A 10,205-nucleotide genomic window follows, 5' to 3' on the forward strand; every position below is an offset into this window, starting at 1 on the left:
AGCTTCAGAGCATCTCCAGGGGCGTGGGCCCGCTGGGCGGCGGGAACGCCTCGTCGAGGGCCTCGACCGCCTCGGTGGGAAGGTGGAGGTCCACCGCGCCGCGGTTCTCCCGCACGTGGTCGGGCGATGCGGAACGCGGGATCGCGGCCATTCCCTTTTCCAGCACCCAGGCGAGTGCCACCTGGGCCGGCGTGGCTCCGAGGGCCCGGGCCACGGCATCCAGTGCCTCGACCTTCAGCAGCCGCCCCTGCTCGACCGGTGAGTAGGCCATGACCGTCACCCCGGCCTCGCGGCACCAGGGGAGCAGATCCCACTCGATGCCGCGCCGGGAAAGGTTGTACAGCACCTGGTCGACGGCCACGGCGTCGCCACCGGGGAGGGTGGTCAGCTCGACCATGTCGGCGACGTCCAGATTGCTCACGCCCCAGTAGCGGATCTTCCCCGCCTCCATCAGGTCGGTGAAGCCCGCAAGAGTCTCCTCGAGGGGCCACCGTCCCCGCCAGTGCAGCAGGTAGAGGTCCAGCCGTTCCGCACGGAGCCGCCGCAGGCTGCCCTCGCAGGCGGCGACGGTGCCCTTCCGGTCGGCGTGGCCGGGCAGCACCTTGCTGACGAGGAAGACCTCCTCCAGGCGTCCCCGGAGGGCCTCCCCGACGAGCTCCTCGGCTGCGCCGTCGCCGTACATCTCCGCTGTGTCGACGACGGTCATGCCCAGGTCCACGCCCAGCCGCAGCGCGGCGATCTCCTGTTCACGCCGGGCCGGTTCCTCGCCCAGGTACCACGTGCCCTGCCCAAGTGCCGCGATCTCTTCACCGGAGGGGAGCGCGATCGTTCTGGCCGATTCCACAGACATCTCGGGTCTCCCGTCTGCCGCGGATCCGTGTCACGCGCGCCCGCACCGAGTGCCCAGGTCCGCGCCTCCCAGACAACCGGGGTCGCATGCGGCGCAGGGAGGTCAGGAGGGGCGAGCGGAGCGCGCCGGGAGCGTGCCGGGACCGGGTGCGCGGTCGCGCAACGCGACGGCGACCGACACGACGGCGCCGCAGGAGAGGACCGCCGCGAAGCCGATCATCGCGGTCTGCACGGCGAAATGCCTCAGGGCGATGCTGAACAGGATGGAGGGCAGGCCCATTCCCAGGTACGCGACGACGAAGAACACGGCGAGGACCCCCGCGCGTGAGGCGGGCTCGGCCCCTGAAACGGCACGTTCGACGCCTCCCTTGAACAGCAGCCCGGAGCCGGCTCCCGACAGGGACACGGCGACCAGGTAGAGCCAGAGCGCCGGGTGGTAGAGGGCGACGACGCACAGGACCAGGCCGACCGGGAAGACCACTGCCCCCACGGTCAGGACCCGGGGCAGCGGGAGGCGGCCCAGCACCAGCTGGGCGGCCGCCGCGGAACCGAACATGAGGAAGGCGGCCAGGCCGACCACGAGGTGCGAGTCGGTGTGCAGGGTGCCGTGGAGCACGCTCGCCCCGAGGGAGGAGATCAGGCCGAGGATCGCGAAGGCGAAGGCGCCCAGCGCGCCGGCCGCGCCGAACGTCCGCCGGCCGCCGGGGCGCAGGACGAACCTGCTGGGCGGTTCGGCCGCGGGCAGCTCCAGGTCCACGGTCTCCGGGGTGGACAGCACCAGCGCCAGGCACACTGCCATGGCGAGCGTGAAGATCGCCTGGGTGGTGATCAGGGGCGTGGGAAGCCACTCGGCGGCGGCTCCGGCGATCAGGGGGCCTGAGGCCAGGCCGCCGAGGTTGGCGGCGGTGGCCACGATGCCGGGCAGCACCGAACCCGTCCGTTCCGGGTGGGCCTCGTGGTGGAGGTCGTGCAGGTACGTCGTCGCGGTCGAGGCCATCAGCCCCAGTCCGACGCCGTTCAGGATTCTGCCCGCGATCAGCCCCGGCAGGTCCCGCCACACGATCAGTACGACCGACGCGACGATGCCGACCAGCAGCGCCGGGACGATGATGCGCCGCCGGCCGAGCCGGTCCGACAGGTGTCCCAGTCCGAGGAAGGCGGCCGCCGCGCCCACGACCATCGAGGCGTACGCCACCGTGACCGTGGTCGCGCCGAAGTGGTCCCGGGCCTCGTACAGCGGCCACAGCGGGGTCGGCGCGGTGCCGAAGGCCATCAGCACGGTGAAGGCCACCGCCACGAACCAGAAGCCGGTCGTGTGCGAGGTACGGCGCCGGGCGGGGGCGCGGGGCGGCAGGTCGGCGGGAGCGGGTGCTGGTATCCGGTGGGTCGGGTCGCCGGGAGCGTGGGCTGTGGGACGGCTGAGCGGCGTCGGTACGGCAGGCAGGGGTACCCCTCCTCGGGCGGAAGTGGATGGCGTTTTCCATCCTCCTCACCAGCGGGGATCAATGCCAACGAATGTTTTTGCTGGGCTCGAGCAGTGCGAGTGATACTTCTCGTGTGGAGCTACGCCAGCTGGAGCACTTCATCGCGGTCGCCGAGGAGCTGAGTTTCACGCGTGCCGCACGTCGGCTGCACGTGGTGCAGTCCGGGGTGTCCGCCGCGATCCGCTCCCTGGAGCACGAGCTCGGCTGCGCGCTGTTCGAGCGCACGTCGCAGCAGGTCCGGCTCACCGGGGCGGGCGCGGCGCTCCTGCCGGAGGCTCGGGCCACCCTGCACGCCGCCCAGGCGGCCCAGGACGCCGTGCGCGAGGCACAGGACACGCTGCGCGGCACGGTGAACGTGGGCGCCATGGCCTCGGTCGAGGTGGTGGACCTGCCTGCGCTCCTCGGACAGTTGCACGCGCGGCATCCGGCGATCGACGTCCGGCTGCGGCTGGCGACGACCGGATCGGCGGGACTGGCGCACGCGCTGCTCAGCGGCGACCTGGACGTGGCCTTCCTGTCGCTCCCCGAGCACAAACCCGCCGGGATCGACGCACGGGAGCTGGCCACCGTGCCGCTCGTCCTGGTGGTGAGCGCCGCCCATCCGCTCGCCCAGCGGGGGGAGGTGGCACTTGCGGACCTCGCGGGGGAGCCCTTCGTGGACTTCCCGCCGGGCTACGGCAACCGCGAGGTGGTCGACCGGGCGTTCGCGGTGGCGGGCGTCGTACGCCGGGTGGCTCTGGAGGTGCCCGACATCGACATGGGGGCGGCACTGGTCCGGCACGGTCTGGGCATCGCCTTCCTGCCCGCGTTCTCCGTTGCCCGCACGCCCGGCCTGCACGTCCTGGACGTCCACGGCACCCAGCTCCGCTGGAGCATGCATCTCGGCACGTCGTCGACCCGGCGGCCCAGCTCGGCCCTGCGGGCGCTGCTCGACCTGGTCGACCACCACGTCATCGCCCTGTGACGCCCGGGCCGCGGCCCAGGCGTCTCGCGTCGGTGGTGTGTCCGGGCCCCTGCGCCCGCCTCGCTCCGGCCGCGACATCTTGGGCAGCTCGCCCTACTGATGCTGACGCCGATCGCGCAAGAGTTCTGGCGAGGCATCAGCCGGGGCCGCCCAGCACGATCTTCCACACTCGGGTCGCCACCTGGAGGTTCAGCCGGTCCTCGACGTTCGCGAGGTCGTTGCCGCTGATGTCGCGGATGCGCTGGAGCCTATAGCGCAGCGTGCTGCGGTGGATCGCGAGGGAGTCCGCGGTCTCGTCGTAGTTGCCGCCGCAGTCGAAGTACCGGGACAGGGTCTCCACCATGGCCGTGTGGTGCCGGGAGTCGTAGTCGATGAGCTGCCCGAGCCACTCCTGGACGAACGTCTCCAGTTCCCGGTAATCGTTGCCAGGTCCCAGGATGCGGTAGAGGCCGAGCTCGTCGAAGAACGTCGTGCCGTAGCGCTCGCGGGAGTGGCGGCGCACGTCCAGGGCGCGCTGCGCCTCCTCGTAGTGGTGGGGGATGTCGTCCAGGGAGTCGCAAGGGGCGCTCACCCCGATCGTCCCGGACCGTGTCCCGGTCTCCCGGGCGAGCGCCTCGTACAACGCGCGGGCGTGCGGCCTGTCGTCGGCGACCAGGACCACGTGGTCGGAACGCCGGGTCAGCAGCGAGCGCATGCCCACGGCAGCGGCCGTCCGTCCCACGGTCTGCGCGAAGGAATCGTCCGCAGTCCGGCTCGGCCACTGCACCACGACGATGTAGTGGCTGCGGTGCAGATCGTGTCCGACTGCCTCGGACCGTGCGTAGGCGCTCGCCTCGTCCGTCCCCGCCAGGAGGTCGTCGACCAGCTCGCGGTGCAGCCTCAGCTCCACTACGGCCAGATGGCGCAGGTGCGCCAGCTCAGGGGCGAGCGACGCGGCGGCGTGTTCCAGCGCGAGTACGGTGTGCTCGTCGACCTCGTCCCGGGCATCGACCAGCGCCAGCACGCCCAGGATCTCGCCGTGCGGGCGGACAAGGGTGATCAGCCGGTCCTTTATCCGCACCGGCCCGGCCTGACGGGCGACGGCGTGCAGCATTTCGTCCTGGCGCGCGGGGTCCGGTTCGGGATAGGGGTCGGGTCGGCTGGGGCCGGTCCAGGACCTCAGCCGACCGAAGCGGTCCTCGGCCAGCGCGGGGAGTCCAGTGAGCCTGTGCAGTGCGCGGGTGATGGCCTCCTCACCACCGCCCGAGGCAGCGATGTCGGCCATGAGCGCGTGAACGGCCCGCTGGTACCTCGTCTCAGCCACGACGGAGATCAGCTGCCGCTGGAGGGCTGTGCGTTCGTCTCTCAGTCGGTGCAGTTCCAGCGCGTCCTCGCGTTGGCGGCGGTGTGCGAAGGCGACTGACAGTGCGGCAGCGGTGTGCCGGACGAGCGTGGCGAGCAGGGACCGCTCGGCCTCGGACGGCCGGGAGCGGGACGTCACCACGAGGTATCCGTGGAGTCCCTCAAGCCCGCGTAGCCCCAGGGCCCGACCCCAGGGCCTGCCGGGTACGGTCACGGGGCCGTCCCGCCCGGCCAGCTCCCGCACCCTCCGGCCCACGGCCGAGGCATGCGTCTGCCCGTTCCTCGGGCTGGGGACCAGGTCGCCGTCCACCTTGAGGTATCCGGCCTCGGCTCTGTATGGCCCCGCGGCGGCTATGTGGTCCATGGCCAGGCGCAGGATCTCGCCTTCGTCCGGGGTGTCGAACAGGGTGCGGGAGAGCGCCATCAGTTCGCGGAGGGCATGATCGGCCGGGGTTGGGGCGGGTCGGCGAGGCACTCTCCGCGCGGCCGCGGGCTGCCGGACGCTGCCCCGTGGGGGGCTGTCCTCCCGGTCGGAGCAGCGGCGGTACAGGTGGTGCGCCCGGCTGCTGGCCATCGGATCACTCCGTTCCCATCGAGCCTACAGGCGAGCGGTGGTAACCCGCTCCCGTCCGGCTCGTCCGAGATGTTCGGATTCTTCCTCTCGTACTCGCGGGGCGACCGGACCCGTGCATTCCTGACTCGCCAGGCGCAGGCGTGGAGCCACCCGGTTCGTCACCCTGGGGAGTGCTCGAGACCCTCCGTGCGCACGGGTGGGAAACCGGCGGAGGTCCCACCCCTAGCTGAACGAATGTGATCCGGAGAGTCGGCGCAGGCGCCGTACCGGGAGGAGTTCCTCATGGCCAAGGCAGTGGGCATCGACCTGGGCACCACCAATTCGGTGATCGCCGTGTGGGAGGGCGGCGAGCCGTCCGTCGTGCCCAACAGCGAGGGCAACCGCACGACACCGTCCGTGGTGGCCTTCACCGACACCGGGGAACGTCTGGTGGGCCAGCTGGCCCGGCGCCAGGCGATCCTCAACCCGAAGGGCACCATCTACTCGGCCAAGCGGTTCATCGGCCGGCACTTCGACGAGATCTCCGAGGAGGCCAGGGCGGTGACGTACGACGTCGTCGAAGGCGACGGCGGGGCGGCCCGCTTCAAGGTGCGCGACAAGCTCTATGCGCCTGAGGAGATCAGCGCACAGGTGCTGCGCAAACTCGCCGACGACGCCTCCAAGCAGCTCGGGGAGAAGGTCACGGAGGCGGTCATCACGGTGCCCGCCTAGCCGAACTCGACGAGATCACCCGCCGCGTCACCCGCCTGGAGATCGAGGAAGCGGCCCTGTCCAAGGAGACCGACCCCGCCAGCGAAACCCGCCTGGAGGAGCTGCGCAGGGAGTTGGCCGACCTGCGCGGCGAGGCCGACGCCAAACACGCACAGTGGGAGGCCGAACGGCAGGCGATCCGCCGCGTGCAGGAACTGCGCCAGGAACTGGAGCAGGTCCGTCACGAGGCGGAGGAGGCCGAACGCGCCTACGACCTCAACCGCGCCGCCGAACTCCGCTACGGCCGCCTCCGGGACCTGGAGCGCCGACTCGCCGCTGAGGAGGACCAACTGGCCGCCAAACAAGGGCAGAACCGGCTGCTGCGCGAGGTCGTCACCGAGGAGGAGATCGCCGAGATCGTCGCCGCCTGGACAGGCATCCCCGTCGCCCGCCTCCAGGAGGGCGAACGCGAGAAACTGCTGCGCCTCGACGAGATCCTGCGCGAGCGCGTCATCGGCCAGGACGAGGCCGTCAAGCTCGTCGCCGACGCCGTCATCCGCGCCCGCTCCGGCATCCGCGACCCTCGCCGCCCCATCGGCTCGTTCATCTTCCTCGGCCCCACCGGCGTCGGGAAGACCGAGCTGGCCAAGACCCTCGCCCGGACTCTGTTCGACTCCGAGGAGAACATGGTCCGCCTCGACATGAGCGAGTACCAGGAGCGGCACACCGTCAGCCGGCTCATGGGCGCACCGCCCGGATACGTCGGCTACGAGGAAGGCGGCCAACTCACCGAGGCCGTGCGCCGCAAGCCGTACTCGGTCGTGCTGTTCGACGAGGTCGAGAAGGCGCACACCGATGTCTTCAACACCCTGCTGCAGATCCTCGACGACGGCCGCATCACCGATGCGCAGGGCCGCACCGTCGACTTCCGCAACACCGTGATCATCATGACGTCCAACATCGGCTCCGAGCACCTCCTCGACGGCGCCACCGCCGAAGGTGAGATCAAGCCCGACGCCCGCGCCCTGGTGATGGGCGAGCTGCGCGGGCACTTCCGCCCGGAGTTCCTCAACCGTGTCGACGACATCGTGCTGTTCAAACCGCTCGGCGAGCGGCAGATCGAGCGGATCGTGGAGCTGCAGTTCGATGAACTGCGGCAGCGGCTCGCCGAACGCCGCATCACCGTCGAACTCACCCACGCGGCCCGGGAAGTGATCGCCCACCAGGGGTACGACCCGGTGTACGGGGCCCGGCCACTGCGCCGCTACATCTCCCACGAGGTCGAGACACTGGTCGGACGCGCCCTGCTGCGCGGCGACGTCCAGGACGGCGCGACGGTCCGCGTCGACGCCGAACACGGAGAGCTGGTGGTCACCTACGACCAGCCCGAGGACGTGAAGGGAGCGCGGGCGGCATGAGCACGATGCAGGCGACGACCGTCAGTTGTCCCAACTGGGGGCGCACCAACCGGGTGCCCGTGGCCGCGGAGGGCCGCCCCAGGTGCGGCCACTGCAAGCAGCCCCTGCCGTGGATGGTGGACGCGGGCGACGACGACTTCAGCGAGGTCGCCGAGCGGGCCGACGTCCCCGTCGTGGTCGACCTGTGGGCCACCTGGTGCGGCCCCTGCCGCATGGTCAGCCCCGCGCTGGAGAAGGTCGCCACCGATCTCGCCGGCCGCATCAAACTCGTCAAGGTCGACATCGACAAGAACCCGCGGCTGTCGCAGCGTTTCGAGGTCCAGGCGGTACCGACACTGCTCGTCCTCGACCAGGGCGAGACGGTCGCCCGGCAGGCGGGGGCGGCGCCCGCCCCCGTTCTGCGCCAGTGGGTGGAACAGTCGATCACGGCCCGGGAAGGGTGATCCGGATGACCCTGCACGCAGACCCCCACCTCGCGCTCGTCCGGCCGGTCCAGCCGCTGACCCCGGAAGGGTGTCAGGAGTGTCTGCTGCTCGGCTCCCCGTGGGTCCACCTGAGGCTCTGCCTGACCTGCGGGCACGTCGGCTGCTGTGACTCCTCGCCGAACAAGCACGCGCGTAGGCACGCAGCTGCCGACGCCCATCCGATCGTGCAGTCGTTCCAGCCCGGCGAGGAATGGCGCTGGTGCTACGTGCACGAGGCGTTCGTCTGATGTCCGGCGACCAGCCGCTGCCGGGCGGAGAACCGGTGCCGGAGGAAGCGGACGAGGCCGTCTTCTGGGAGACCCCGGACATCCACGGCGCGTATCCGCGCCTTACGGAGGACCAGACAGCACGTCTGGCGGAGCACGGGCAACGCCGGAGCATGGCTCCGAACGACGTGCTGATCCAGGAGGGGGAGCGCTGCGAGACGTTCTTCGTCGTCCTCAGCGGTACCGTCGCCGTCGTCGAGGACTACGGCACTCCCGAGGAGCACGTGCTGCGCGTGCACGGCCCCGGTCGCTTCATCGGCGAACTCGGGCTGCTGAACGGGCAGGTGGCCTTCTACACCGCTGTCGCCAGGGAGCCGGGCGAGGTCCTCGTCGTCTCCTTGGACCAGTTGCGCCACCTGGTGTCCCAGGACTCCACCATCGGGGACGTCGTGCTGCGCGCCTGTCTGGGCCGTCGCGCGCTGCTCGTCGGACAGGGCGTCGGCTTCCGCATCATCGGCTCGCGCTACTCGCCCGACACCAGGCGGCTGCGCGAGTTCGCCGTCCGCAACCGGCTGCCGCACCGCTGGATCGACCTGGAGACCGACGAGGAGGCCGAGGACCTGCTGCGCCGGTTCGGCGTCGGCCCGGAGGAGACTCCGCTCGTCATCTGGCGGGACACCGCCCTGTTGCGCAACCCCAGCAACGCGGAACTGGCCCGGCTCATCGGCCTGCCGTCACTGCCGGCCGGAAACCGTCACGGCGACGTCCTCATCGTCGGCTCCGGACCCGCCGGCCTCGCTGCCGCGGTGTACGCGGCCTCCGAGGGCCTGAGCACCACCGTGGTGGAGGCGATGGCCGCCGGTGGCCAGGCCGGCACGTCGTCCCGGATCGAGAATCTGCTCGGCTTCCCCGCCGGCATCTCCGGAGCCGAACTCACCGAACGCGCCGTGCTCCAGGCCGGCAAGTTCGGCGCCAGGATGAGCATTCCGGTGGAGGCGACCGGTCTCCATCCCAAGGACGAGGACCACTACGTGGTGGGGTTCGCCGACGGCAGCGAGGTCGCCGCCCGCGCCGTCGTCCTGGCCACAGGTGCCCGCTATCGCCGGCTCCAGGTGCCCGGCATCGAACGCCTGGAGGGAACGAGCGTCCACTACTCCGCGACCGTCTACGAGGCCCAGCAGTGCCGCACCGACCCGGTGGCCGTCGTCGGCGGAGGCAACTCGGCGGGCCAGGCGGTGCTGTTCCTCGCCGGGTACGCCCCGAAGGTGTGCCTGCTGGTCCGAGGGCCCAGCCTTGAGGCCAACATGTCCCGCTACCTGATAGAGCAGGTCGAACGCCATCCGCGGGTGGAGGTCATGCTGCACACCGAGGTCACCGAGGTCATCGGCCAGGAGCTGCTGGAGGAGCTCGACGTGGTCGACAACCGCACGGGTGGGCACCGCCGACTCGCCGTACGGGGCCTGTTCGTCTTCACCGGCGCCGACCCCCACACCGAGTGGCTCGCCGGCATCGTCGCCCTCGACTCCCGCGGCTTCGTCCTCACCGGCCCGGAGGCCCAGGAAGCCTGCGCCTACCCCGAGGTGTGGGACGGCCGCGGGCGCTCGTGCATGACCCTGGAGACCAGCCTGCCCGGGGTCTTCGCGGTGGGGGACGTCCGGAGCGGCTCGGTGAAGCGGGTGGCCTCGGCGGCCGGTGAGGGCGCGATGGCCATCCACTTCGTGCACCGGCACCTGGGGCATTCGGCCGCACCCGGCACCACGGGCACGTCCGTTGCCGCGGGCGGCTCGGACGCCTCCCCACGCACACGTCACAAGGAGTCCGCATGGCTCGCATGACGAATGGCGGGCGATGAGATCACGAGAAGGAAGATGGAGGCGATGGCGGTGGCCGTGCCCGTCCGGCGGCACCGCGGTGGGGGTCTGCAGGAAAGGCCCGTCTGGGCACCCACCCCTCTCGACGGTCGCGCGCATCAGTTCAACGCGGCCTGAGGTTCGAAGCGTTGGCGCCACGACGCGGTGGCTGCTCCGTACGGGCTCCCTCAGCGGCTTCCGTCCCCGGCAGGTGAGTCGTCGGGGTTGACGCCGGTGTAGGCGGAGGCGTCCTTTTTGCCGCTGGGGCGGCGGGACGCTCCGTGGCGCCCGGTGTCGTGCGTGCCCTCGGACCTTCCTCGGTCTTCGGCGCGAGCGGTCAGGCT

At 71.2% G+C, this 10,205-nt stretch carries 7 protein-coding genes and 2 pseudogenes; 6 read left to right on the plus strand and 3 right to left on the minus strand.

Features of this window, described 5'->3' with window-relative positions:
• Positions 1-4: 4 nt before the first annotated feature.
• Positions 5-850, minus strand: a complete 846-nt coding sequence (locus ACIQRL_RS36170; RefSeq protein WP_401339630.1) for an aldo/keto reductase — start codon at positions 848-850, stop codon at positions 5-7.
• A gap of 102 nt (positions 851-952) precedes the next feature.
• Positions 953-2,140, minus strand: coding sequence for an MFS transporter (locus ACIQRL_RS36175; protein WP_401339632.1), 1,188 nt, complete (start codon positions 2,138-2,140; stop codon positions 953-955).
• A 266-nt stretch (positions 2,141-2,406) separates the two neighbouring features.
• On the opposite strand from ACIQRL_RS36175, the gene ACIQRL_RS36180 reads away from it, so the two are divergent.
• The gene (locus tag ACIQRL_RS36180; RefSeq protein ID WP_401339634.1) at positions 2,407-3,297 is read left to right on the plus strand and encodes a LysR family transcriptional regulator; all 891 of its coding nucleotides are present in this window, start codon (positions 2,407-2,409) and stop codon (positions 3,295-3,297) included.
• Positions 3,298-3,433: 136 nt separating this feature from the next.
• Here the strand turns inward: ACIQRL_RS36180 and ACIQRL_RS36185 are convergent, their stop codons facing one another.
• Positions 3,434-5,212 carry a PucR family transcriptional regulator gene (locus ACIQRL_RS36185; protein WP_401339636.1) on the minus strand — a complete coding sequence of 593 codons (1,779 nt, stop codon included), beginning with the start codon at positions 5,210-5,212 and terminating at the stop codon, positions 3,434-3,436.
• Positions 5,213-5,494: 282 nt separating this feature from the next.
• Here ACIQRL_RS36185 and ACIQRL_RS36190 point away from each other — a divergent pair.
• The 5 genes and pseudogenes from ACIQRL_RS36190 to ACIQRL_RS36210 all read left to right on the plus strand — a co-directional run.
• Positions 5,495-5,920, plus strand: a pseudogene (locus tag ACIQRL_RS36190) (Hsp70 family protein); the annotation flags it as partial.
• A gap of 2 nt (positions 5,921-5,922) precedes the next feature.
• A pseudogene (locus ACIQRL_RS36195) lies at positions 5,923-7,320 on the plus strand (AAA family ATPase); the annotation flags it as partial.
• On the plus strand, positions 7,317-7,763 hold the full coding sequence (trxA, locus tag ACIQRL_RS36200; protein ID WP_401339638.1) for a thioredoxin: 447 nt from the start codon (positions 7,317-7,319) through the stop codon (positions 7,761-7,763). The pseudogene ACIQRL_RS36195 and the gene trxA, both read left to right, overlap by 4 nt.
• A 5-nt stretch (positions 7,764-7,768) precedes the next feature.
• A complete protein-coding gene (locus tag ACIQRL_RS36205; RefSeq protein ID WP_067378125.1) occupies positions 7,769-8,032 on the plus strand; it encodes a UBP-type zinc finger domain-containing protein in 264 nt (87 codons plus the stop codon).
• Positions 8,032-9,846: an FAD-dependent oxidoreductase gene (locus ACIQRL_RS36210; protein WP_401339641.1), complete on the plus strand. Its 1,815-nt coding sequence runs from the start codon at positions 8,032-8,034 to the stop codon at positions 9,844-9,846. The genes ACIQRL_RS36205 and ACIQRL_RS36210 overlap by 1 nt, the downstream gene beginning before the upstream one ends.
• Positions 9,847-10,205: the final 359 nt, after the last annotated feature.

This window comes from Streptomyces sp. NPDC091209 (assembly GCF_044757755.1).
Taxonomy (GTDB): domain Bacteria; phylum Actinomycetota; class Actinomycetes; order Streptomycetales; family Streptomycetaceae; genus Streptomyces.